Origin of the sequence: Achromobacter marplatensis (assembly GCF_049060505.1) — a bacterium.
GTDB lineage: Bacteria > Pseudomonadota > Gammaproteobacteria > Burkholderiales > Burkholderiaceae_B > Achromobacter > Achromobacter marplatensis_A.
Window position 1 is genome coordinate 79,374 of sequence record NZ_JBMGRB010000009.1, and the last position, 25,034, is coordinate 104,407.

Sequence of the window (25,034 nt, forward strand, 5' to 3'; positions counted from 1 at the left end):
ATTTGGATCATGGGAATGTACGCTTCATTGCGGGGTAAGACACGTCTGGCGTTTGGCCGACGTGGTAGCGAAGGTGGTTGCGGCAACGCACGATCCCGATGGAAGCCCAGGCTGTTGTCCTTAGCGTTGGCCACCGTGTTTGGTTCTGGCGCGCTTGCCCAGGAGTCCAAGCGGGTCGTGCAATTCGATCCCCAGATTCTGATGCCCGGCATCGGGGGCGGCACCATTGATCTTTCCCGCTTCGAGCGCAGCGGCTATGTTGCGCCGGGCAAATATCGGCTGGAACTCTACGTCAACGGCAAATGGCGCGGCACTCAGGATATCGAATACCGCGGCTCGCAGGCCCTTGGGGGCCAGCCTTGCTACAGCGTCGGCTTCCTGCAGCGTGCCGGCCTTGATGTTCAGCTAAGCGCCCGCTATGCCGCCGAGCAGGGCCGCGTGCCGCTGGGCGATGACCTGGTTTGCGAGGATCTGGACCAGTTTGTACCGGGAGTAATCGTCAAAACCGACTTGGGCGAGCAGCGGCTTTACTTAACCGTTCCCAAGTACTACCTGCATTCTGAGCTGGCGGACAACTACGTGGACCCTCGCTATTGGGATAGCGGCGTCACGGCGGGCAGGTTGAACTACAACGCCAATATCAACACCATGGAAAGCAGGGGGCGGCGCTATACGCGCGGCTATGCGGGGCTGAATGCCGGCCTGAACCTTGGCGCTTGGCGCCTGCGCCACTCCGGTTCATTGACCTGGGCCTCGAATGGCGTGGGCGCGGATTATCAGCGCGGGCAGACCTACGTCACGACCGACCTGCCATCCTGGCGTTCGCAATTGCTGATCGGCGAAACCTCCACGGGCGGCGACTTCTTCGACGCGGTGTCGTACCGGGGCGTGAACGTCAGCAGCGACGAACGCATGTTGCCGCAGAGCTTGCGCAACTATGCACCCGTGATCCGTGGCACGGCGGCCACCAATGCGTCGGTATCGGTTTTCCAGCGCGGCTTCCTGATCTATGAAACCACCGTGCCCCCTGGGCCATTCGCCATCGACAGCCTGCAGGCCGCCGGCTTTGGTGGAGACCTGGATGTCAAGATTGTCGAGGCCAATGGCGAAGAGCGCACATTCGTCGTGCCCTTTGCCACCGGGGTTGAATTGTTGCGCCCGGGCACCATGCGGTATTCGGTGTCGTTCGGGCGGGCGATGTCATCTGTCAGCCGCAGCAGCGGGCAGAATATCTTCGAAGGCGTTATCAGGCGCGGCCTGAGCGACATGGTGACGGGATATGGCGGCTTGGCGGCCAGCGATTATTACGGATCAGTGATGGGCGGGGCGGCAATCAATACGTCTTTGGGCGCGTTTGGCGGCGATATCACCCTTGCCAGCGCCAATCTTCCGAATCAGGGCACTATTTCCGGTTCCAGCTATCGCCTTGCCTATAGCAAGAACCTGCCGAACAGCGGCACCAACTTTTCATTGCTGGCGTATCGGTATTCCACCAGCGGCTTCGTGGGTTTCAACGAAGCCATCGCAATGCGGGACGCAGGCCAGATCAGCAGATATGGCGATTTGGGCCGGCCGCGCAACCGGTTTGATCTTAACGCCAGCCAAGACCTCGGCTCGTCGCTCGGTACGGTCTATGCCAGCGGATCGGCAACGCAATATTGGAAGCGCTCCGGCAGCGCCATGAGCTACAGCATGGGTTACACGAACCGATGGCGCGACGTGACGTATTCGCTTAGTTTGCAACGCGTGCAAAGTATGTGGCCGGGCAGTTCGGTATATGCGGCGGGCCGCGATAAGAGCACGGTAGTGGCGTTCAATATTTCCATCCCGTTGGGCCGCGCCGTCAATGCTCCCGTCCTGACGACCTTCGTAAACCACGACAGCCGTAGCGGTACGGACGTCTCGACCGGTGTCTCGGGCTATCTGGACCAGGGCGGCGACATGTCCTATTCCCTATCGGGGTCGCGCGATACGCGCGGCGGCGCCAATTCCGCCAGCGGCAATCTGGACTATCGAGCGTCTGCGGCCAACGTTGGCCTTAGCGCGTCTCAGGGCAGCGGGTATCGCCAAGGGTCCTTGCGGGCCAGCGGCAGCGTGCTGGCACACCAGGGCGGCGTGACGTTCGCACCCATGCTGGGTGAAACCGTGGGCTTGCTGCATGCACCTGATGCAGAGGACGCCCGCGTGGGATTCAGCCAGAACAAGGTCGATAGCCGCGGTTACGCGTTGGTCACAAGCCTGTCGCCCTATCAACTCAACACGGTGGAGCTCAATCCCGGAGACATGTCGGATGACGTGGAGCTGTTGAATAGTTCGCGCAGTGTGGCTCCCCGTGCCGGCGCGGTCGTGTTGCTGTCTTATCCGACGCGGCGGGCGCGGCCTGTCCTTATCGACAGCCGCCTGCCCAACGGCGACACGTTGCCGTTCGGGGCGGATGTGTTCGATATCGCCACCGGCGATTCGATCGGCGGGGTAGGCCAGGGTAGCCGCATCGTGATGCGGGCACAGGAAGATCAGGGGTCGGTCCGCGTCGAGTGGGGGGGCAAGCCCGATCAACAGTGCGTGATCGACTATCAATTGCCAGAGCGCGCCAAGGGCCAAAAGCAAGACGGATACGACACGTTGGCACTGCCCTGCAAGCCGGCGCCGGCCAAGGCCGCCCCGATATCTCCGTTGGCGGGCCGATGAGCGCGCGTTGTCGATCCTCTCGCGTGTGCGGATGGCTGGCGCGGCTCTGCTTGATGTTGTCGGCCGCCGTGCCCCCGCCAGCATGGGCCGACCTGGCCGTCACGGGTACGCGTTTCGTCTACCCGGAAGGCGAGAAAGAAATCATCGTGTCATTGCGCAATACCGGCAATGACCCCGTCTTGGTGCAGACCTGGCTGGATCGCGGTGGACCGGAGTCTGACCTGAGCCGCCTGCAGGTGCCATTTGTGCTGATGCCGCCGCTATTTAGGGTGGATCCGGGGCAGCGCAAGGCCCTGCAATTGCGATACACCGGCGAGCCATTACCGCCGGACAGGGAAACCGTGTTCTGGATCAACCTGCGGCATGCGCCCGCCAAACAGGACACGCAGCAACGGTTGCAGGTGGTGTTGAGCTATGTGATGAAAGTCCTGTACCGCCCGAAAGGCCTGGCTGGGAAGGCCGGCGATGCGCCCTCCCAAGTGCGGTGGAGCTACCACCGGGGCTCGAAGCAAGCGGCCTCGTATCTCCAGGCCGAGAACCCCACGCCCTATGCCGTGTCGCTATCCACATTAAGCCTGCGCAACGGCCCAGTACCCATCGCGTGGACGGGGTTGACCATTCTGCCCAAGACAACGGAACGCTTTGCGTTGCCTGCCGGATCGGCCCCGTCGCTTGGCAGTGGCGCCGGGCTGGAATTCGAGGCCGTCGATGACTTGGGGTTGGTGATCTCTGGTGCAGCAACCCTTCAGGCCGCCGCGCCGTAATCGTGTCACGAGCGCGTCCCTGACAAGAGGGGCGGCAATATTGGAGAAATTCAGCTATGCAGAACGTTTCTTTTTTTAAGGCTCTCAGGCGAGAGGGCAGCCGGCTTGCGCTGGGGGCTGCGCTGTTTTTTTGCGCGATGGCGGCCGCCCAGGCCCAAACCGCGCTCGCCTATTACTATCTTGAGCAGTGCAAACTCTTTCAATTTGGTGCGGGAGGCCATGGCGGTTCATCACCATGGAGCAAAACCGGCTTGGACACGTCAACGGTAAACAACGTCATCGCAACTCGGACACTGTCTATTACGATAACTAGTGAGTACTCGTCCGTTGCCGCGATTGGTGCTAATCCGAACTTGATCGTGGGCGCGCGCTGGGCTGGTGCGCCTTATAATGCGACGCCGGTAATTCCGACCAATGTGAAGGGGCTGGGTATTCGAGTATCCAGTGCCTTGAACATGGGGGAGCCTGTAAAGCCGCAGGGGGCGGGAAAGTTCCTGACACTGTTCTCCACCAAAATTATTACGGCCCACGAAAGGCCTATCGGCAAGCCGGAACTTTATCTAAACTCCCTATTCGCTGAGCTGGTGGTGACGGGGCCGGTGGCTCCCGGTCAACATGTCGTGAGCGGTATAGATCCAGATTGGCCTGCCATCGACTTTGAAGTCGTGGGAGTACAACGAACGGCGGCCCAGTCGCCAGCAATGGGCGCGCCCATGGAGTCAAGTGCCGCAGATGGAAAGTCGCCCGATGGCAGGCGCATATGCAATACCACCGCCAAATATAGCGTGGTCGACATTCTGACGTTCGGTGGGGGTGCCCCGCAAATCGAGGCAAAGTGCACGGTGGATGCCAAGTTTGCCGGCGGGTTTTCGTTGCCGATGGGAGAATATGGGTCCGGCGATTTTCGCACCAACGGGGCCGTCAGCAGGGAAGTGCCTTTTGAAGTATCCGTCCATACGTGCGGAGCCGGCGCCAAGCCGAAGATCGCGTTTAACGCACAATACGGGTTGATTCCCGGCACCAATGTTCTCCAACTAAAAGACCAAGGGGAAGGGACGACCGCAAAAAACCTGGGCGTCATTCTGACAAGGCAAGGCGGGGACCCTCGGAATCCGCTGAGCATTGGTCAAGGCGGAGCCGTGGGGAAAAAATACGATTTCGACGATATTCCCGGCGGTGGCGTGACCGCAAATGGTGCGGCAGAGATAAAGCTCGGCGCCCGCTATCAGCGGGTAGATCAAATTCAGTCCGGCGTTACGGGCGGCAGTGCGGATAGCCAAGTGAATTTCAAAATCTACTACGATTGATTCGGCTCTGACGCAAGGCAGAACACTAACGTCATCGGTTTATGTTTACCCACGAAAACGGCCGCCGTATTTCTACGTCGGCCGTTGTTCATTGCGACCGGGCTAACCCCGGCCAAGCGAGCGGCTCAATAGCGTTAATAGGCCATGTCGATAAATCCGTAGTTGGTGCCGGCTATCGGCATCAATCCCGTTTGGCCCATCACGGCGTTGCCGCGCATCGTGCTGTAGTTGATGCCGACCAGCCCGCCGAACGTCTGGTTCTTGCCGTAACGGTAGTCCACCTGGCTAGCGGTTTTGGAATAGGTGACCTCGCCTTGGTTCATGCCGATCAGGCCTCCCAGCGTCATGCCGTTGCCATAGTAATAGGATGAACCAAATTGCTGCCCCGTAACGCGGCCCGTTGATGTGGAATGCTTGATCTCGCCGCCCATCTGGTTTTGAGCAACCAAGCCGCCAATGGTGGCGTAATGGTGGCCAATGACCGAACCGGTGGCGATGCCGCCGGAAATGTTGCCGGTGTTCACGCCTACCAGACCCCCGGTCATGCTGTATTGCCCGCCTTGGGCCACGCTGGTCGAACTGGAAGTCTGGATAGAGCCGCTGTTGTGGCCTGTCAGGCCGCCCACTGTGGCGTAGTTGCCCGCGCTGACTCTCTGCACCCGCGAGACGCTATAGTTGATTTGGCCGTTATTGGCACCCACAAGGCCGCCCACGCGGGTACCGACGTTAGCGAAGGCAGACGAGACACTTGCGCCGCTGGCCTCTCCGTTTTCGATGGCTCCTCCGACGCCGTTGTAGCCGACCAGGCCACCGATATTCCCCGCGTATTGCCGATCTTCCACAACGCCGCTGGCAATAACGTCCCGAATTTGACCGCCGTTGTTCGCGCCGATCAGACCGCCCGTGTTCGAGCCGTTGGTCGTGGAAACTTTGCCGGATGCACCGGATTCCGAGATGGGGCCGCCGTTATTGACACCGACCAACCCCCCAACAGAGCTGCCCGCCGTGGCTACGACCGAACCGCGGCTTTCAGTCTGAGTCAAGGAGCCGTTATTGACGCCGATCAGGCCCCCCACGTTGCTCGAGGCGCCGCCGGACACCGCCCCGGTGCTGCGCACGTTGGCAAGTGTGCCGTTGCGGTTCGATCCAACAAGCCCGCCGACGTTGAGATTTGCAGTGCTGGTGGTGACTGCGGAAGCGCTGTTCGAAGATTCGATGGTGCCCTGGTTTGCGCCTACCAGGCCGCCGATGCCGCCCACGTCGTTGCGCTGCATCGTGCCGCTGACAGTGCCCTTGGATTGGCTGGCGACAATTAGCCCTGCGCCACCCAGGTTGGCGCCCACCAAACCGCCCATGCTCTCCGTGTATGTGCCACTGCGAACCGCGCCGGAATAAGACGAGTTGCTGATAGTCCCATTTGAGTTGATGCCAACCAGACCACCGGTGATATTGGACCGGTAACTGTTGCCGTTGACGGTAGATGCGGAGACGTTGACGTTGTCAATCAGGCCCGTGTTGTAGCCGGCCAGCGCCCCGATGGACATCGACGCAATGTTGACAGATGGCGAGGTGACCGTCATCGATGCCAGGTTCAGGTTGCGGATGAGGCCCGCGGACGACGAGAACAAGCCAACGTTGCCGCCGCCGCTAGAGACGGCGAATTTTGTCAAAGAGTGGCCCATGCCGTCGAACGTGCCATTGAACGTGCCGTAGGCGCCGCCGATGGACTGGAATGTTCCCGTACCCTTCAGGTCGGTTCCCAGGACGTAGAAACCGTAAAGATTGTTGTTGACGGCTTGCAGGGCCGCCTGGTTCTGGATGATGTTGTGGAGGATGTTATTGGAAAGGAAGGTGGCGCCGACGCCGCTTAGCGTGATATTGGCTTTGGGATTCTTCAGTACGTAGTTTGCGGTAGCGGGTTTGCCCGTGGAACCTCCTGTTCCGGTAGCGGCGGTCGTGGTGTTCAGCGTGATGCGGGAGTTCGGTCCGCTAAGAATAATCCGGTCGCCGATGTCGATGCGTTCATCGGCCTGCAGGTTTAGGGTGGCGCCCGTGCCGGTCGCGGATACTGCGCCATTCAGAGCGGTCTTGCCGCCGCTGCCGTGCTGGGCATTCAACGTCAGGCTATTGCCGGTGTTCCAATTCACCGGTGCGTTCACCACGACGTCGCCGACGGAACTGGCCAGTTCGATATTGGTGTTGACGAGGTTGCGATTCAGCGTGTCGGCATGAATGGTCGGGGCGGAAATGGCCGCCGTGTTTTCGACATTGACGTCGCTGCTGGTGAGCTTGAAGGTGCCGGTGTAACCGTTGATGGCGCGGGTGTCGATGTTGGTGCCCAGGCGGACGCGAACGTGTTCACCGGAGGCTTCGATGGCGCCGCCATCGCCGTAGGAAGTCAGGGCGTTGGCGCTTAGCCGACCCGCGACTTCCACAATGCCCTGTGTGCCGCCGTCCAGCACGATTTTGCCAGGCACATTGTTGAGGGTCTTGGCTTCGATGACGCCGCTATTGTTGACTACGGTGGCGAGGGGCGAGGCGTTGCTGCTGCTGCCTTTAAGCAGCACTTGTCCGCCGTCTGCGCGGATCGTGCCGCTGTTCCGTGCCAAGGCATCGGCAGCGGCGGCGTTGATTTCCAGTTTGACCAAGCCACTGCCCATGCTGACCGTGATTTTGCTGCCAGCAGCCAGGGCGGTGGTGCCGCCGTTGGCTTGGATCGAGCCGGTGTTGACGGCTTGGGTGCCAAGCAGCAACACATCGCCACTGTGGGCGGTGATCAGCGCGCCATAGTTATAGACGCTATTTGTGGTCGTTCCTTCAAATACGAATTCGCCGTTGGTGTTGTTGTAGAAACTTGCGGGATCCGTCATCAAGGTCGAGGCCACCAGACCGCCGACATTCACGTTGGCGCCGGCGTTGAAGACGACACCTTGCGGGTTGACGATGAAGATCTTGCCTTGCGCGGAGAGATTGCCGCTGATTGCCGTGGGAGACGCACCAGAAACGTAGTTCAGCGCCATGTCGCTGGCCCGCTGGTTGAAGGTGACGCGTTCGCCTGCGTCGACACCGAAGCTATCCCATTTGATGACGGCTTTGGGCGTGCTCTGATTGATCACCGTTTCCGCGCCGTTTTCCCAGACCTGCGCGGTGCCATGGGTAACCGTGCCGCCCGTGGGCAACGCGTAGGCTGTTGGCATCAATGCCGACAGCCCGAGCACGACGGCGGCCATGGCTCCGGCGCGAACGCCCGAGCAGCTGGATTTGCCGCGTTGCTTGGCGGTTTCGCCTGCGACGATCCAGCATCCCTTGGTTTCATTCCATATGACGGTGTAGGACTTGTTCATTGTGCCTTCTGGTAAGTATCGCGTTGGGGTAAGCCGACGCGGGGTTGAAAAACTCTTGTGGCGTTGGGGTCAGAAGAGCCGGGTCGCCTGGAACCACAAGTGTGGTTCGCGCTTGGGGCCTTCTTGTTGATAGTTGTTTTGTTCCAGCGGCCATGCGGCCGTCAGCGTGATTTGGTGTTGCCGACCGGTTTGGATCAGGCTTACGCCCATGGCGGATAGCTGCTGGCTGTTGCGGCCGCTGGCCCACGGGCGTTTGTTGAGGCGCACGGCGCCTTTGTCGATGAAGGCGGCAAGCTGCAGGCCGGGAAAGGGCAGGTAGCGCAAGTCCAGGCTGCCTTGCCAGCCTTCGTCGCCGCTGGCGGCGCCGTTTGGGAAGGCGCGCACGCCAAAGGGGCCGCCCAAGCTGAATTTCTCGGAGCTGTCCAGATTCTTCGATGCCAGTTGGGCGTTGAATTGCGCGGACAGCATGAATGGGCCCGGCAGGTTCTGCATGCGCAACAGGGTGATGTTGGCCTTGCCGAATCTGCCGGCCGCGCGGCTGTACAGGCGGTCGCCTTGGCGGCTGTTGGGGTCGCGAAGCTGCAGCGAACCGATGCCATAGGACAGGTACATCGCGCTGCGGCCGCCGCCCATCAGGCCATCGTCTCGACTGCCGTTCAGGGACGCCGTCCACAGGCCCACGTGCTTGCGGTTGACGATTTCAAACAAATCCATGGCGTCGCGCATGCTTTTGTCGTCATACTGCAATTGGGCCTGTAGCGTGAGGTTCCGACTGCGCAAGAGCGGCTGTTGCACGAATAGACTCACGATCGAGGCTTTGCCGTGCGCGTCCAACAGATCGAAGTCCCGGCCCAGCTGGTAGCTCATGTTGGAGGCACTGGTGCCCAGTCGCGTCAGGCTGGCGCCAACCGGCACTTGGTAGGCCACACGGTAGTAGCGTTGTTTCTTGTCGCTGGTAAGCAGGCGCAGATTCAGCTGGTCGCCCAGGTGTAAGGGGCTGTTCACATCCAGCGTGCCCGCCAGGCGGAATTCACCGGTGTAGTAGCCGCCGAAGTTGTCGACATCCAGGCTGCCGGCGGTCAACGGGCCGGGCTCGGCATCGATGAGCAGCTCGGTCGAACCGGGCGCCTTGCCGGGGCGCAGCGTGCCTTGGGCCTGGACGCCGGGAATGTCATTGACCAGCATCAGGCGGTTCTCCAGCGCCTCTAGATGCACGGCGTCGCCTTGGCGCAAGGGGGAAAGCGCTCGAAGTAGGACTGAGTCGCTTACGCGAGTCTGGTTGGTCAGCGTCACGCCGTCGTAGACGCCTTCCTGGATGGCGATCTGCACGACGCCGTCGATGATGTCCTGGGGAGGCAGGTAGGCGCGGGCCAGCAGGTAGCCATGGTCTTGATAGAACTTGGTTATGCGGTCGGAGGCGGCGCGCAAGCCATCAAGGCTTTGCTCGGTGCCCGGCAGGTCCGCAAGCAGAGGCAGTAATTCCGTATCATCGAAAGTCTGGTTGCCGCGCAGTTGGAATCTGCTGACGGGCACGCCGGGGCCTTCAGATTGGCCGGTGGCCGAAGGCCGCGAGGGCGGGGCGGCGACGTCCAGGCTGGGTTGGGAAGCCGGCGGCGTAAACGCGGGCAGGGTAGATTCAAGCTCTCTGAGCGCGCGGCCGGCGTCCGGGATTTGGGCAAGAGCGGCTAGCGGAGGCAGTGCCATGAACAGGCCAAGCGTCAGTCGCCAGCGCAAGCCCGCTGCGGTGAAAAATACCGGAATGGTATTGGGACGCCCACGGAAAATCCGCCGGCGCACTGCCGCCCATGTGTCGTGGAATATCACGTCGTTCTACCCGCTGCGTGCAGCGGCCCTTTATTTGTTGTGAGGTCGTTTCCGTGAGTCGATCGCGAACGCGTTCTGAAAATGTGCGATAACCACTGAGTGCATCGAAAACAGCGCGCGCGGCGACTTATTTATTGCGTGCTGTATTTCTCATGCTTCGATTGTCACGGAGGGTGACTATAGGTTTTTGTAGGACGAAGAGAGTTAGGAAAGATACGAAATTGAGTGGGTAGTTATTCGAAAGTAATATCGTTTAATTTTTGGCTAGGATGGTATTTCTAATAAAGAACAAGAGGAATAACCGTTTTTTCGGGGTCTGGTGTTCAATGGGTGCTCGTTTTGCGGCTAATTTCGGGTGCTGAAGTTGTCTTATTTTGGGTCAGCGTGGGCGGTCGGGGTGCAGAGTCTCAATATTCTCGAAACCTGGCGCTCGTCTACAATAAATTCGAACGAGCGGGTTCCTCCCTTGATATGGAAAAGTGCATTGGCGTCTGAAACCGATATATATGTCGTGCTTGTCGATGATCACCCTGCGGTGTCGCTGGGTGTGGTGTCGGTGCTAAGCGAGAAACCCGGGTTGGTGGTCGTGGGGCAAGCCACAGACTCCACGGGTCTGGTGGATTTGCTGAATGAAAACCCTTGTGATGTGCTGATTTCCGACTTTTCGATGCCGGGGGGGAAGTACGGTGATGGGTTGGCGTTGGTGGCCTATCTGGAACGGTGCTATCCGTCGCTGCGCACTGTCATCTACACCATGTTCGATAGCCCAATACTGGTATGGGCGATGGTGCGCCAAAATGTCTTGGGGATCGTCAGTAAATGCGATTCTCCCAGCCATTTGATTAATGCCGTGCAGTCCGTCCATGCCGGGCGGCAGTACTATTCGCCGGTAATAAAAGAGCTGCTGCTGAATAATATGCAGATGGGCGGAGAGGGCCGGCTCACGCCCCGCGAGGCTGAGGTCGTGCGATTATTCTGCGCGGGCGGCACCATTACCAACATAGCGGAAATGGTGCATCGGAGCGTGCAGACGATCAGTACCCAGAAGCGAAGCGCAATGAGAAAACTGGGCGTGACGACGGATGCCGATTTGATCCGTCATGTGTTGGGCAATGGGGCAAATACGTCGATAGACATGGCAGGCGCGATAGGCCTGCAAACGCCTGATTAACGCAGCGGGGCTGGCCCAGCCCGCGTTCACGCCCCTTCCAGCCTGCCTATCGATTAGAAGAACTCGTCTAGCAGGCAATAGAAGTTGATGCGTCGCGCATCGGGTGCAACACCATATTCGCGGAAAAAGGCGGGCACCCATTCCTCGCCGACATTGCGGGCGATGCTTCGCGCCGCCAGCGCCAGGTCTTGAAAGCGGTCGGCGATGCCCAGGCGGCCGCAATCGATGAAACCCGTGAACTGATGGCCGTCGACCATGAGGTTGGGAAGGCAGGCGTCGCCGTGCGTGACCACCAGATCGTGTGTCGACGGGCGGCTTGATAGCAGTTCGGCCAACACCTGGTTGGCCGATTGCCCCAGCCGTTCGTCGTCGAAATCCGCTTCGTCAACCAGCCCGGCGTCGACGTGGCGCTGCGCCTGCGCAATCCGCGCTTCCAGCCGGTGGTCGAACGGGCAGGCGGCAATGGGCAGGCGGTGCAAGTCGCGCAATGCCGCCGCCAACACGCCGATGACTTGCGCGGCAGGCAGGGCGGCGCTGGCCAGGTCGGTACCGCGAAGCGCCGTCATCAGAAGCCAGTGGCGGCCGCTTTCCGTCGCGGAGTCCACCACGTGCGGGGCGGGTTGGCCGGTTTGCTGCAACCAGCGAAGCCGGTTGATCTCGTCCGGCAGCTCGCTTACGGCGCCGGCAAGTTCCGACTTTATAAAAAGATCAGGCTGGTTGGGGCGCCGCACGCGGAACACGTCCGCGCGGGATTCGCCGATGGATTGCGGTTCCAGCGATGCGTGGACGAAGTCTTCGCGCCACTTGGCGGGAAGGGCGATGCTGCGGCTTTCCGTTGCGTTGGACGATTCCATTGGCTTACCGATTCACATGGCGGCTCAGGAGCGAGCTTCGACATGATAATCAGGCTGGGCCAACGTGTGGCGTTACCCGCGGCTGGATCCGCTTTCGTATTGCTGCCATGCTTCGCGCGCGCTGGCGCCCTGGTGGATCATCGCCATCAGTGCGCGCACGACTGCCGACGGGGAGGCGTGCTGGTAGACGTTGCGTCCGTACACGAGGCCCACCGCGCCTTGGTCCAGCAGTTCCCACGATCGCCCCAACACGCGTTGCAGGTCTTCGCGGCCGCCTCCCCGTACCAAGACCGGGCAGCGCGCGGCCTGCACCACGCGGTGGAAATCCCGGGTTTCGGTGGTGGGGTCGGCCTTGATGATGTCGGCGCCCATTTCGCGGGCCAGACGGACCAGCGTCACGATTTTCTCGGCGTCGCCGTCCACCATGTAGCCGCCGCCGGCGGAGTGGGGCGCCATGACCAGGGGTTCGATCATCAGCGGCATGCCATAACGGTCGCAGTCGGCGCGCACGCGTGCGATGTTCGACACGCATTGGCGGAAAAGGTCGGGCTCGTCGGGCAGCATGAATAGGTTGACGACGACGCAGGCGGCGTCCATCTGCACGGCGGGCAGCACGGGATCTTGTGTGTTCTGCAGTACGGCCCACATGACGCGGTGCGTGGTGGCGTTGTAAGGGTTGCCCATGTCCAGGCGCATGACTAACGCGGGTTTGTCGCGCCCCGGACGTTGTTGCAGCAGGCCCGCCTGGCCGTAATTGAGCTGGATGGCGTCGGGGCGCGCCGCAACCAATTGATCCATGACGGCCGGCATGTCTTCCAGGCCGTCCAGGAATCCCGGTTCGTTGCAGACGCCATGGTCGACGGCGATGTCCAGGCAGCGCCCGACGGTCAGCAGGCGGTTCAGGCGCGCTTCTTTGTTATGCGTCATGAGGAGGTTTCCTTGTGTCCTTCAGTCCAGCGTTTCAAGATGGAGGGCGGCCGCCGTGTCGATGGCGGCGAGGGCGGTCGGGTCCAGCGTGAGGCGGGCGGCGCTGGCGTTCTGGATCGCCTGCGCCGGCGTGCGGGCGCCGCACAAGGCGGTGCTGACGCCGCCCTGGCGGGTGGTCCAGGCGATCATCAGTTGCGCGTAAGAGCAATCCAGGCGTTGCCGCAAGGGCGCCAATGCGTCGAAGAAGGCCTTCAGACGCGCGCGGTTGTCGGCGGAGAAACGCGGGTTGCCGGCGCGCTGGTCGTCGCCTGTGAACTGCCGGCTGGGGTCGATCGGGCCGGCCAGCAGGCCAAGCGCCAACGACGAATAGCCCAACGAGGCCACGCCGTGTTCGCGGCACAGCGGCAACAGCGTGGATTCGATGTCGCGATCGATCAGGCTGTAGCGTTCCTGGATGGCGTCCACCGGGCCGTGGCGCAGGTATTCAGCCAGCGTTTCGGGCGTGGCGTTGCTGATGCCGATGGCGCGGATCTTGCCCTGGCGCTTCAGGTCCAGCAGCGCGCCCATCGTTTCCTCGACGGGTGTGCCGCTGTCCTGCCAATGGGTGATGTAGAGGTCGATGTAGTCGGTCTGCAGGCGGGCCAGGCTCTGTTCCACTTCATGGAAGATAGACGCGCGGCCCAGGTGGCGGTGCACCGGTTTGCCGTCTTCGTCGAAGAAGTGGGCGCCCTGTTGCGTGTGCCATACCAACCCGCACTTGGTGGCGATGACGGCCTGATGCCGGCGTCCTTGCAGGGCCGTGCCGACCAGGCGTTCGGCGTGTCCCAGGCCGTAGGCGGGCGCGGTGTCGATCAGGCGCACGCCGGCATCCACGGACGCGCGGATGGCGTCGGTAGCCGCCGCATCGTCGCCGCCGCCCCACATCCATCCCCCCATGGCCCAAGTGCCCAGGCCGACGGTTTCGCATTCGATGCCGGATGCGCCCAGCGTTGTGATGTTCATCGGTGTCCTTTCTTGACGTTCATAAGATGGTCGACGGTGACGGCGGCCAGCAGGATCAGGCCTTTGACGACGTCTTGCCAGTACGGCGAGACATCCAGCAGGATCAGGGAACTGGTTACGACGGACAGCAGGGCCAGCCCCAATACGGCGCCCAGGACCGTGCCGGAGCCGCCCTTCAGGCTGGCGCCGCCGATCACCACGGCGGCGATCACGTTCAGTTCCATGCCCATGCCGAAGGTGGGCGTGGCGGCACCGAAGCGGGCGGTGTAGACCACGCCCGCCAGCCCCGCCAGTGTCGAACACAGCACGGTGACCCAGAACTTCACGCGGCCGGTGCGGATGCCGGAGTACAGCGCGGCCTTTTCGTTACTGCCGGTGTAGAACACTTTGCGCAGCAGCGCGGCACGGCGCAAGGCGAAGTCGCTGACGATGACGATGGCGGTGAAGATCAGGATGACCGCGGGGATGCCGCCGATGATGCCCTGGCCGATGAACTTGAACTGCGCGGGCAGCGAGAACAGCGACTGCGGCGTGCCTTGCGTGATGGCCAGCGACAAGCCGCGCACGATCACCATGAAAGCCAGCGACGCGATGAAATGGCTTAGCCCGATGCGCGTCACGCACAGGCCGATCAGTGCACCCACGACGCCGCTTGCCGCGATGGCCGCCAGGCTGGCGGTCCACGGGTCGACGCCCATCAGGAACAGCTTGCCGGTGATCACCATGGCCATGCAGACGACCGAGCCCACGGAAAGGTCGATGCCGCCCACGATCACCAGCAGCGTCATGCCGACCACGACGATGCCTTCGATGGAGAACGACAGCAACATCGCGCGGATGTTCTCCCAGGTCAGGAAATGGGGTGACGCGAAGCTCATGCCGATGGCAAGCAACGCGATAATCAGTAGCAGGCCGGCCTCGCGCATGCTGGCCAGCCGGTGCCGCAACGGGAGCCCGGCGGCGGGGCGCGCGGCGGCCAGGCCGCCGTCGGATACCAGGACGGCGCCGGCCGTGGAGGAAGGTTTGAGTTCGGACATCAGATCGTCTCCTGGGCGCTGAGGCCGGAAGCCAGTCTCAGCAACCGTTCTTCGGTCATTTCGCTGGCGGCCAGTTCGCCGGCCAGCCGGCCGTCCCGGATCACCAGCGCGCGGTCGCACAGGCCGATGATTTCCGGCAGTTCGGACGAGATCACGATTACGCCCACGCCCTGGCTCGCCAAGTCGCGCAAGATGTGGTGGATCTCGGATTTGGCGCCGACGTCCACGCCGCGTGTGGGTTCGTCCATCAGCAGCACGGCGGGATGCGTCGCCAGCAGCTTGGCGATCGCTACCTTCTGCTGATTGCCCCCCGACAGGCTGGCGGCGTCGATGGCCACGCCGTTGGACTTGAGTTTGAGCCGGGCGCCCAGCTCGGTGGCCAGACGCCGTTCCGCGCGCCGACGCAGCAGGCCGAAGCGCGAACTGATGCGGGCGAGCGCCATGGACGATATGTTCTGCTCGATGGGCAGTTCCAAGAATAGTCCGGCGGCCTTGCGGTCTTCGCTGAGGTAGGCGATGCCGTGGCGCAGGGCGTCGCCATAGCGGCGTATCCGCAAGGGTTGGCCGCGCAGCCGCACCGCGCCGCGGCGCGCGCGCCGCAGACCGCACACGGTCTCGGCCAGTTCGCTGCGCCCCGCGCCCATGAGACCGGAGATGCCCAGGATTTCGCCGCGCTTAAGCGTGAAAGACACGCCGTGCACACAGAGGCCGTCGGCGATGTCGTCGACCTCCAGCAAGGGGGCGGCGTCTTCGCCCGCCGCCTGTTTCGGCGGGTAGTAGCAGCCCAGGTCGCGTCCGACCATGCCGCGCACCAGCGCATCGGGCGTCAGGCTGGAAAGCGGGGCGCACAGCACGTCGTGGCCGTCCCGCAGGACGGTGACGCGGTCGCAGTGCTGGAAAATCTCGGCCATACGGTGGCTGATGTAGATGATGCCGATGCCTTGCGCTTTCAGGTCGTGCAGCACGCGGAAGAGGGCGGCCGATTCAACCTCGGTCAGCGCCGCCGTGGGTTCGTCCAGGATCAGGACTTTGCAATCCAGGGTCAGCGCCTTGGCGATTTCAACCAGTTGCTGGCTGGAGATGCCAAGATCGTCCACGCGCAGGCCGGGGTCGATCTGCTGGCCCAGCCGCGCCAGCGCCTGGGCCGCGCGCCTGTTCAAGCTGGCGAAGTCCATCCAGGCGCGGGGCCGGGCGGCGATCTCGGGCATGAAGATGTTCTCGGCGACCGTGGCGTCGCCGCACAGCGCGATTTCCTGGTGGACCAGGCCGATGCCCAGCCGCATGGCGTGGGCGGGGCCGTCGATGACCACGCGCTCGCCATTCAAGCGGATTTCGCCTTCGTCCGGCGCGTGGATGCCGTCGATGATTTTCATCAGCGTCGACTTGCCGGCGCCGTTCTCGCCGCACAGGGCATGGATTTCACCCCGTTGCAGCGAGAAATGCACGCCGGCCAGTGCGCGCGACGCCCCGAAACGCTTGGCGATGCCGTGCAGTTCCAGCAGGGGCGGGTGCGCGGTCATTCGTTGATGCCCTTGGTGCCGCGCCGCGCCAGGTACTTGTCCCAGTAGAAATCGTCGGCATTGGCTTTGCTGACGATGGACAGGCCGTTGTCCAGAAAGGGCACGGCCATCGGGTTGGTGCCGTTGCGCTTGGCGTCGTTCATGGGATCAATCAGTTGCTGGTTGCGCGCCAGAAACAGCAGCATCATGCCCATATAGCCTTGCACGCCCTGGTTCGGATTGACGGACCCGAAGACTTCGCCTGACTTGATCATGTCCAGGATCTTGGCGTTCACGTCGCAGCACAGCACCTTGATGTTCTTCTTGGTCTCGATGCTGGCCTGCGCGGCGCCCAGCGCGGAGTTGGCTTCGGGCATGAACAGGGCGGCCAGGCCCGGGTTGGCCTGCGCCAGGCTCAACGTGGCCTGATACGCCTTGTTGGGATCCTGGTTGCTGGCAGCGCGGCCCACCAGCTTCATGCCCGGATGCTTGGTCTTCATGCGGTTGATGAAGGCCGCGATGCGGCGGTCATGGTTGTCTTGCCCGGGATTTTCCAGCACGGCGTAATCGCCTTTGCCGTTCAATGCGGCGGCGATCGCATCGGCGGCCTGCGCGCCTTCGCGTTCATTGTCTGACGTGACGAACGAGACCCGCTTGGAGTTGGGCGAGTCGGCGGCGAAGGTGACCACGGGAATGCCCATCGCCGCGGCGCGATTGATGGGTTCGATGAACGGGTCAGGGTTCATCGGGTGCAGCAGGATCCCGGCGGGCTTGCGGGCGAGCTCCTGTTCGAACGAGGCCAACTGCTTGTTGACGTCGTACTCGGGCGTGCCCGAGTAACGCGTCTTGACGCCGAGCGTTTGGCCAAGCTGCTTCATCATTTCATACACCGGGAACCAGTACTCCACCCCGGACACCATGACGTTCATGACATAGACGTCGTTGGCGGCGCCTTTCAGGCCCGTGCCCGGCGAGACCGGCGCGCTTTGCGCAAAGGCATTGGCTCCTGCCAGGCTGGCGCCCGCAGCGGCTACGGTCTTCAAGAAATCTCTTCTCATGTTGCGCTCCTTTTCCTCGCATTGATCCATTGCCTGTTGGCGTGGATACCCGGTGGTGGGCCTGATTTGGCTCAACTAGTTGTTATGACATCGACTGAACTATATGGCAGCCGAATTATTTCTTTTACTAGGGGAAACACTGCTATCCTGCCGAAAATATCTGTAGACAATGTCATAACATGAAAGCTGACATATTCCTGGGTATCGACATGGGGTCCACGGGCTTGAAGGCGGTTGCCTTCGAAGCCGGGACGGGAGCCACGCTGGCCGCGTCGGGTAGCGCAATGCCTTACCAGCATTTGCCTGGCGGGGGCTGCGAGTTGCGGGCGGATGCCATCGATGCCGCGTTGATGCAGGCGCTGCGTGGCGTAGCCGAACAGCTGGGGCCGCGTGCGGCCCAGTTGCGCGCGTTGTGCTGCACCGGGCATGGCGCGGGGCTGTACGCCCTGGACGAGCGGGGCGGCCTGCTTGCCGAACGCGCCGTGGCGTCGACGGATCAGCGGGCCGTGGGCCGTGCGCGGCGGCTGGCGCGCCAGCATGGGGACGCCCTGTATCAAGAGGTGGGCTGCCGGCCGTGGGCGGGCCAGCCCAGCCTGGTCGCGGCGGAACTGTTCGATGCGGAAAGCGGCGGGCACCACGCGATACGCCGCCTGTTGTTTGCCAAGGACTATCTGGGGTTCTTGCTTAGCGGAGAGATCGCGACCGACGCCAGCGACGTCAGCACTGCGGGCTTGCTGAGCCTGGAAGCCGGTACGTGGTCGGCGTTGGCGTTCGAGGCCGCCGGGTTGGCGGCATTGATGCCAAGCGCGTTGCCGCCGATCGTTCCCGCGGGAACCGTGATCGGGCACCTGTTGCCCGCGCGCGCGGCGGCCTGCGGATTGCCGGCCGGCCTGCCGGTCGCCATGGGCGCGATCGACCTGCTGGCCTCGCTGTCGGCGGTGGGCGCCGTGAAAAGCGGCCATGCCGTTGCCGTCTTCGGGACGTGGTGCGTGAATGCGGTGGTGGCGCCCGCGCGCGAGCCCAAGCCGGACGTCGGCGCGATCGTGCGCCACGGTCCGGCGGCTTCGCGGCTCTATCTTGAGAACAGCCCATCGTCCATGGCGAACGTGGCGTGGCTGGCGCGCACGTTGCAGTTCGACGACGCGGCCGCCGTGGTGGATAGCGCGATGTCGGTGCCGTTGGGGGCCGAGGGCCTGCGTTTCCTGCCATTTATCAACGGGGGCGGCGTGGCGGCCGGGGCCGCGGCGGGATTCGTGGGGCTCAAGGGGCATCATGGCCGCGCGCACATGGCTCGGGCCGTGATCGACGGGGTAGCGGCATTGCATGCCTGGCACCTGAAGCGTCTGGCCGCGCGTGGCCTGGGCGTGCCGGGCCGGGTGGCTGCCTTGGGCGGCGGCGCGCGCGATCCGCGGCTGGTGCGCTTGTTGGCGGACTTCATGGGGCATCCGGTGGAACGTTGCGGCGATGACGAGACCGGCGCGCGCGGAGCGGCCGGTTATGCGGCGATGTCGCAAGGGGCTTGCGCGGACGAGGTCTTGCCGGTGCGCTGCGTGGCGGAAGCGCCTGTCGCCGAGGCTGCGCCGGCCCATGCGGCGTTCTATTCGGAATTTGAAACGCTGATCGGCAATATGACCCCCGTGTTCGGACAATTGGCGGAGCGTGCGGCATGAAGACAGACGCCTTGCCTTATGTGCGCCCCTCGGCGTTGGCGGGCCGCCACTTTTCCACGGTGATCGTCGGCGCGGGCATCAACGGCGTGGGCGTGTTTCGCGATTTGTCGCTGCAGGGCGTGGACTGCCTGATCGTGGACAAGGGCGACTTCGCGGCAGGCGCCAGCAGCGCGCCGTCGCGGATGATTCATGGCGGTCTGCGCTACCTGGAAAGCGGCGCGTTCGCGCTGGTGGCCGAAGCCACCCGCGAACGCAATCTGCTGCTGCGCAACGCGCCGCATCTGGTGCGCCCGCTGGAAACCGTGGTGCCGCTGTCCAGCCGGTTCGGCGGTTTGCTGGGCAGCATGCTGCGGTTTGCGGGGTTCGCGGCGTCGCCCGGCGCGCGGGGTTTGTTCGTGGTGGCGCTGGGTCTGCGCCTGTATGACCGCCTGGGGCGGCGCCAGCGCGTGATGCCCGAACATCGCATCGCCCGGGCTTCGGCCGCCGATGGTGCGTTGTTCCGCGATACGGTAGGTTGGACGGCGACTTATTTCGACGCCTGGATCAGCCATCCCGAATGGTTGATTCTGGAACTGATGTCCGACGCGCATGCCGACCAACCCGCCTCGTTGGCCGCCAATTATTGCAATGTGACCGCTTGCCGCGGCAAGACGCTGAGCCTGCGCGATGAGATCACCGGGGAAACCGTCGAGGTCACCGCGGACACCGTAGTCAATGCCACGGGCGCCTGGCTGGACCGGTCGGCGGGCGTGCTGGAAGGGGCGGGTTCCCGCGTTATGGGCACAAAGGGGTCGCACCTGATCCTGGACCATCCTGCGCTGCGTTCGGCGTTGGGCGGGCGCATGGTGTATTTCGAAGCGTCGGACGGCCGCGTCTGCATCGTGTATCCCTTCATGGATCGCGTGCTGGTGGGTTCTACCGACATTCCCGTCGACGATCCTGATCAGGCGGCAACCGATCCCGCCGAGATCGACTATCTGCTGGACGTGCTGGGCGAGGTCTTTCCGCGGCTGCGTTTCGCGCGCGAGGACGTGGTCTACACTTACGTCGGCGTGCGTCCGCTGGCGTACTCCGATGCGGACAAGCCTGGCCAGATCTCGCGCGATCACGCCGTGGTGGTCGACCCGCCGAACGCCGTGCGCAAGGTGCCGCTGGTGTGTCTGGTGGGTGGAAAATGGACCACATTTCGTTCGCTGGCGGAAATGGCCGCGAACCAGGTGCTGACGCAACTGGGCCGGCCGCGCCTGCGCCTGACCGAGACGCTGGCCATCGGCGGCGGCGCGGACATGCCTGCGGAGGGGCAGGCCAGGGAACAACTGATCGACAGGATTCAACACCGGTCCGGCTTGCCGCGCGAGCGCATCGACGGACTCGTTGCCCGCTACGGTTCGCGCGCGGACGCGCTGGCGCAGTCCTTTGCCGGTGCGGGCGATGTTCCGCTGCGCCATGCGCCGGACTATTCCGAAGCCGAGGTCCGCACGCTGTGCCAAGAGACCGGCGTGCAGCATCTGGCGGATCTGGTGATCCGCCGGACTTTGCTGGCAATACGCGGACGCGTGACCGACGGCTTGCTGGCCGAATTGGCGGATCTGGCCGCGGCGGCGCTGGGCTGGACAGACATGCGCCGGCGCGACGAATGGCGGGCTTGCGCCGCTATCCTGCGCGACCGGCATTTTGTAGATATTGATTCGACTTCTAGCCTTATCACGACATGAGCAGCTCCATTCCGACCCAAGACGTACTGGACCGCAGCGCCAGCGCCCCGCTTTGGACGCAATTCCGCGACGTGGTGCGCGGCAAGATCCTTCAGGGCGAGTTAGCGGTGGGGGCCAAGCTGCCCACCGAAGCCGAATTCGGCGAACAGTACGGCATTTCCCGCATCGTGGTCAGGGAGGCGCTGGCGGACCTGGTGCGCAATGGCCTGATCTACAAGATCCGAGGGCAGGGCGCCTTCGTGTCGGCGCGCGAGCGCGACGAGGATTTCGTATCGACAGTGCTGGGCTTTTCAGACGAAATGGCGCGCAAGGGCCGCACGGTCCGCACCCAAGTGCTGGTGCAAGAGCTGCGCCCGCCCACCGTGCAGGAAGCCTCGGCCTTGGCCCTGGCCGAGACCGACATGGTGGTGGGGCTGAAGCGGCTGCGCAGTGTGGACGGCGAACTGCAGTTGCTGGTGGAAACCGCCGTGCCCGCGGATCTGGCGCCCGGCCTGCACCGCACGCGGCTAGAGAACCGTTCGCTGTATGACGTGCTGCGCCGGCAATACGGATTGCGCATCGTGCGGGCGGAGCGTTGGATCGATGCGGTGGCCCCAGACGCGCCAACGTGCGAATTGTTAGGCATGGCCAGCACGGAACCGCTGCTGCGCATCGAGTCCATCGCCTACGGATCGAATGGGCGGCCGCTGGAGCACTACCGCGCGTTGCACCGATGCAAGTCTAGCCGGCTGCACGTCCAGACCACGACGTAGGCGCGGCCAGGTTCAAAATACCCCCAGCGCTTGCGCTACCCATAACGCCAGGCCGATGGCGATGCCGATCAGCAGCGTGCGGCGCAATCCTCCGCCCGGGCGCACCGCGCCGGGCGATAAGGACGGGTCGGCAGCCGCCATGCGCACGGCGTCGTCCGCGGGGGCGAAAGGCACTGGGCTGGCGGCTTCCCGGTTCGGGTCGTCGGTCTCTATCGTGAAGGCCGGCTTGCTTTTGGCGTCGGCCAGGTCGCCGGCCAGATTTTTGACGTCGACACCGGCGTTTTTCAGCATATCCCACAGGCCGCCAAGGTCGTTGCCGCTGCGCAGCGCATCGATGCGTTCGCGATCAGCACGGGGAACCTCGTCCAGGCTGTCGTACTTGCGGCCGTTCACGGTGACCGCGCCGTCCTTGATCTGGACGTTGAAGACTTCGCCGTTTTCAAGACCCGAGTAGTTCCATTCCTGGCTGACGCTGACGCCGTCCATCCGGCTGTCCAGCAGGTCTTCGATGTGGACGCGCTGCTCGGGCGTGAGGTCCGTGGTGGTGCTCCAGCTGCGCGTGGTCGTCGAACTGCGCCAGGTCTTCGTCTTGTCGTTCATGGGTGGGATCCGTTGCTGTTCCTGTCGCGGAATATACAGAATCCGTTAATCCGCTTGTCAGAAAAGCCCGCTTTTGCGGGCTTCTTACATTGTCCTTAATGCAAAAGATATTTTCATGTCAAGAAAATCGAACTGATACGGTCAGAAGAGCAGATCAGATGGTCGAAAAGGCGCATAATGCCGGCACCTTTTCTTACGTCCCTTTTCAAGAACAGGTCCAATTTTCTGTAAGCAAAGAGCGTGTTGTCACTAGCTCGGCAGTTCGTGTTTCCAGGTTTCATGTTCGGTAGCGCGCTAGGACAACTTGGAGTAATCACGGAGATGTCTATGACAGAAGATGCAAAGCCGCGCCGGCGGTTTCTGCAAGCGTTGGCCATCGTGCCGGCGTCGACGTTAGCGGTAGGCGGCTTGACCACGGCCTGTACCAGCGGCGATGACGGCAAGACCGCCCAGGCGGCCAAGCCCTACGCACCCACCTATTTCACCCAGCCCGAATGGACGTTCATCGTGGCGGCCGTGGATCACCTGATCCCCGCCGACGAGTACGGCCCGGGCGCTATCGCCGCTGGCGTGCCCGAGTTCATCGACCGCCAGATGGAAACGCCTTTCGGCCATGGCAAGCTCTGGTACATGGACGGTCCGTTCCATACGGACCAGGTGCCGGAACTGGGTTACCAACTGAACCAGAATCCGCGCGAGGTCTACCGCCACGGCATCGAGGCCTGCAACGCCTGGTGCGTGAAGACGCATGGCAAGGTGTACGCCGAGCTGGACAAGCCGCTGCAGGAACAGATCCTGAAGGACCTGCAAGGCGGCAAGATCAAGCTGGACACCGTGCCCGCCACCACATTCTTCAGCTTTCTCTTGTCCAACACCAAGGAAGGGTTCTTTGCCGATCCGATCTACGGCGGCAACAAGAACATGGTGGGCTGGAAGATGGTGGGCTTTCCCGGCGCGCGCGCCGACTATATGGACTGGGTTGACCAGCCCAATGTGAAGTACCCCTATGGCCCCGTGTCGATCTCTGGGGAGAAGGGTTAATCATGGCGATCAAAAAAGACAAAGTGGATGCCGTGCTGGTCGGGTTCGGCTGGACGGGCGCGATTCTGGGCCAGGAGCTGACCGAAGCCGGCCTGCATGTGCTGGCGCTGGAACGCGGCGGCATGCAGGACACGCCCAAGGACGCCGAGTATCCCAAGGTGGTCGATGAGCTGGCGTACTCCGTGCGCGGCAAGCTGTTCCAGGACCTGTCCAAGGAAACCGTGACGATCCGCCATGGCGTGGACGACGTGGCCGTGCCGTACCGCCAGAATGGCTCGTTCCTGCTGGGAACGGGCGTGGGCGGGGCGGGCTTCCATTGGAACGGCATGCACTACCGCGTGTTGCCGGAAGAGCTGGAACTGCGCACGCGCTATGAAACGCGCTACGGCAAGAAATTCATCCCGGAAGGCATGACCATCCAGGATTTCGGCGTGACCTACGACGAACTGGAACCGTACTTCTCGAAGTTCGAGTACGTGTGCGGCACGTCCGGCAAGGCGGGCAACCTGAACGGCAAGATCGTCGAAGGCGGCAACCCGCTGGAAGGCAAACGCAGCAAGGAATTCCCGTTGCCCGCGCTGCCCAACACCTATGGCGCGCAGCTGTTCGAGAAGGCCGCGCGCGAGGTCGGGTTCAATCCGTATCCCGCGCCTGCCGCGAATGCGTCAGGCCCGTACACCAATCCTTATGGCGTGCGTCTGGGACCCTGCAATTTCTGCGGTTTCTGTGAAAACTACGGGTGCTACATGTACTCGAAGGCGTCGCCGCAGACGACCATCCTGCCGGTGCTGCTGAAGAAGCCGAACTTCGAGCTGCGCACGCATTCGCAGGTGATCAAGGTCAACCTCGACTCCACCGGCAAGAAGGCGGTTGGCGTGACGTACATCGACGCCGAGGGCCGCGAGATCGATCAGCCGGCCGATCTGGTGATTCTGTCGGCCTATCAGATGCACAACGTGCGCCTGCTGCTGCTGTCGGGCATCGGCAAGCCGTATGACCCGAAGACCAACGAAGGCGTGGTCGGCAAGAACTACGCGTACCAGATGAACGGCGCGGTGAACGTGCTGTTGCCCAAGGGCACCCAGCTGAACCCCTTCGTGGGCACCGGCGCGGGCGGCGTGGGCATGGACGACTTGAACGGCGATCAGTTCGACCACGGCCCGCTGGGTTTCGTGGGCGGCGCCAGCATCCGTCACGTGCGCTATGGCGGCCGCCCGATCAAGCAGACGCCCACGACGCCGGGCACGCCCACTTGGGGCACCGCGTGGAAGGCCGGCGTGCAGGACGCGTACCAGCGCTTCATGACCATCGGCATTTCCGGTTCGGTGATGTCGTACCGCGACGCCTATCTGTCGCTGGACCCGACGTACAAAGACGCCTATGGCCAGCCGTTGCTGCGCATGACGTTCGACTGGCACGACAACGAGTTCGACATGCTGGGCTACATGGGCAAGCGCATGGAGACCGTGGCGAAGGCCATGAACCCCGAGAAGCACTTCGTGGCGGTGCGCAAGAAGGGCGCGCGTTATGACACGCGGGTCTACCAGAGCACGCACAACACCGGCGGCGCGATCATGGGCTCGAACCCCAAGGAAAGCGTGGTCAACAAGTATCTGCAAAGCTGGGATGTGCCTAACGTGTTCGTGATGGGCGCCTGCGTGTTCCCGCAGAACATGGGCTACAACCCGACGGGGCTGGTGGGCGCCTTGGCCTTCTGGGCCGCGCAGGCGATTCGTGACCAGTATCTGAAGAACCCCGGCCCGCTGGTCCAGGCTTAAGGA

18 protein-coding genes are annotated in these 25,034 nt (G+C 62.9%); 9 read left to right on the forward strand and 9 right to left on the reverse strand.

Features of this window, described 5'->3' with window-relative positions:
- Window positions 1–114 precede the first annotated feature (114 nt).
- From ACI0FO_RS21595 to ACI0FO_RS21605, 3 genes are read left to right on the forward strand one after another with little or no spacing between them, the layout of a single operon-like run.
- Complete coding sequence (locus ACI0FO_RS21595; RefSeq protein WP_416029995.1) at window positions 115–2,688, forward strand: fimbria/pilus outer membrane usher protein; 2,574 nt, start codon at window positions 115–117, stop codon at window positions 2,686–2,688.
- Window positions 2,689–2,741: 53 nt separating this feature from the next.
- Window positions 2,742–3,452 (forward strand): fimbrial biogenesis chaperone, encoded by a 711-nt coding sequence (locus ACI0FO_RS21600; RefSeq protein ID WP_416029996.1) that lies wholly within the window; start codon window positions 2,742–2,744, stop codon window positions 3,450–3,452.
- A gap of 56 nt (window positions 3,453–3,508) precedes the next feature.
- Window positions 3,509–4,759 carry a fimbrial protein gene (locus ACI0FO_RS21605; RefSeq protein ID WP_416029998.1) on the forward strand — a complete coding sequence of 417 codons (1,251 nt, stop codon included), beginning with the start codon at window positions 3,509–3,511 and terminating at the stop codon, window positions 4,757–4,759.
- Between the two features lie 134 nt (window positions 4,760–4,893).
- On the opposite strand, the gene ACI0FO_RS21610 is transcribed toward ACI0FO_RS21605, so the two are convergent.
- Together ACI0FO_RS21610 and ACI0FO_RS21615 are read right to left on the reverse strand one after the other, a co-directional pair.
- Entirely contained in the window at window positions 4,894–8,103 is a 3,210-nt protein-coding gene (locus tag ACI0FO_RS21610) for a filamentous hemagglutinin N-terminal domain-containing protein (RefSeq protein ID WP_416030000.1), read from the reverse strand.
- 69 nt (window positions 8,104–8,172) lie between these two features.
- Window positions 8,173–9,807, reverse strand: a complete 1,635-nt coding sequence (locus ACI0FO_RS21615) for a ShlB/FhaC/HecB family hemolysin secretion/activation protein (protein ID WP_416030001.1) — start codon at window positions 9,805–9,807, stop codon at window positions 8,173–8,175.
- A gap of 604 nt (window positions 9,808–10,411) precedes the next feature.
- Here ACI0FO_RS21615 and ACI0FO_RS21620 point away from each other — a divergent pair.
- Window positions 10,412–11,098, forward strand: a complete 687-nt coding sequence (locus ACI0FO_RS21620; RefSeq protein WP_416030003.1) for a response regulator — start codon at window positions 10,412–10,414, stop codon at window positions 11,096–11,098.
- 53 nt (window positions 11,099–11,151) lie between these two features.
- Here ACI0FO_RS21620 and ACI0FO_RS21625 read toward each other — a convergent pair whose 3' ends face one another.
- The 6 genes from ACI0FO_RS21625 to ACI0FO_RS21650 all read right to left on the reverse strand — a co-directional run bounded on the left by ACI0FO_RS21625 (window position 11,152) and on the right by ACI0FO_RS21650 (window position 17,475).
- Window positions 11,152–11,952, reverse strand: coding sequence for an APH(3')-II family aminoglycoside O-phosphotransferase (locus ACI0FO_RS21625; RefSeq protein ID WP_416030005.1), 801 nt, complete (start codon window positions 11,950–11,952; stop codon window positions 11,152–11,154).
- Between the two features lie 72 nt (window positions 11,953–12,024).
- The gene (locus tag ACI0FO_RS21630; protein ID WP_416030007.1) at window positions 12,025–12,879 is read right to left on the reverse strand and encodes a class I fructose-bisphosphate aldolase; all 855 of its coding nucleotides are present in this window, start codon (window positions 12,877–12,879) and stop codon (window positions 12,025–12,027) included.
- Window positions 12,880–12,900: 21 nt separating this feature from the next.
- Window positions 12,901–13,881, reverse strand: coding sequence for an aldo/keto reductase (locus ACI0FO_RS21635; RefSeq protein ID WP_416030009.1), 981 nt, complete (start codon window positions 13,879–13,881; stop codon window positions 12,901–12,903).
- Entirely contained in the window at window positions 13,878–14,918 is a 1,041-nt protein-coding gene (locus ACI0FO_RS21640; RefSeq protein WP_416030010.1) for an ABC transporter permease, read from the reverse strand. Before ACI0FO_RS21640 ends, ACI0FO_RS21635 begins: the two co-directional genes overlap by 4 nt.
- On the reverse strand, window positions 14,918–16,438 hold the full coding sequence (locus ACI0FO_RS21645) for a sugar ABC transporter ATP-binding protein (RefSeq protein ID WP_416030012.1): 1,521 nt from the start codon (window positions 16,436–16,438) through the stop codon (window positions 14,918–14,920). Before ACI0FO_RS21645 ends, ACI0FO_RS21640 begins: the two co-directional genes overlap by 1 nt.
- Window positions 16,435–17,475: a substrate-binding domain-containing protein gene (locus ACI0FO_RS21650; RefSeq protein ID WP_416030013.1), complete on the reverse strand. Its 1,041-nt coding sequence runs from the start codon at window positions 17,473–17,475 to the stop codon at window positions 16,435–16,437. Before ACI0FO_RS21650 ends, ACI0FO_RS21645 begins: the two co-directional genes overlap by 4 nt.
- Before the next feature lie 179 nt (window positions 17,476–17,654).
- Here ACI0FO_RS21650 and ACI0FO_RS21655 point away from each other — a divergent pair, with 179 nt between their 5' ends.
- The 3 genes from ACI0FO_RS21655 to ACI0FO_RS21665 are packed head-to-tail and all read left to right on the forward strand — an operon-like array spanning window position 17,655 to window position 21,612.
- A complete protein-coding gene (locus tag ACI0FO_RS21655) occupies window positions 17,655–19,145 on the forward strand; it encodes an FGGY family carbohydrate kinase (protein ID WP_416030015.1) in 1,491 nt (496 codons plus the stop codon).
- On the forward strand, window positions 19,142–20,860 hold the full coding sequence (locus ACI0FO_RS21660; protein ID WP_416030017.1) for a glycerol-3-phosphate dehydrogenase/oxidase: 1,719 nt from the start codon (window positions 19,142–19,144) through the stop codon (window positions 20,858–20,860). The genes ACI0FO_RS21655 and ACI0FO_RS21660 overlap by 4 nt, the downstream gene beginning before the upstream one ends.
- On the forward strand, window positions 20,857–21,612 hold the full coding sequence (locus tag ACI0FO_RS21665) for a GntR family transcriptional regulator (protein ID WP_416030020.1): 756 nt from the start codon (window positions 20,857–20,859) through the stop codon (window positions 21,610–21,612). The genes ACI0FO_RS21660 and ACI0FO_RS21665 overlap by 4 nt, the downstream gene beginning before the upstream one ends.
- A 12-nt stretch (window positions 21,613–21,624) precedes the next feature.
- Here ACI0FO_RS21665 and ACI0FO_RS21670 read toward each other — a convergent pair whose 3' ends face one another.
- A complete protein-coding gene (locus ACI0FO_RS21670; RefSeq protein WP_416030022.1) occupies window positions 21,625–22,212 on the reverse strand; it encodes a hypothetical protein in 588 nt (195 codons plus the stop codon).
- Between the two features lie 327 nt (window positions 22,213–22,539).
- Here ACI0FO_RS21670 and ACI0FO_RS21675 point away from each other — a divergent pair, with 327 nt between their 5' ends.
- Window positions 22,540–23,253 (forward strand): gluconate 2-dehydrogenase subunit 3 family protein, encoded by a 714-nt coding sequence (locus ACI0FO_RS21675; RefSeq protein WP_416030024.1) that lies wholly within the window; start codon window positions 22,540–22,542, stop codon window positions 23,251–23,253.
- A gap of 2 nt (window positions 23,254–23,255) precedes the next feature.
- On the forward strand, window positions 23,256–25,031 hold the full coding sequence (locus tag ACI0FO_RS21680; protein ID WP_310029184.1) for a GMC family oxidoreductase: 1,776 nt from the start codon (window positions 23,256–23,258) through the stop codon (window positions 25,029–25,031).
- The last annotated feature ends 3 nt before the right edge of the window (window positions 25,032–25,034 follow it).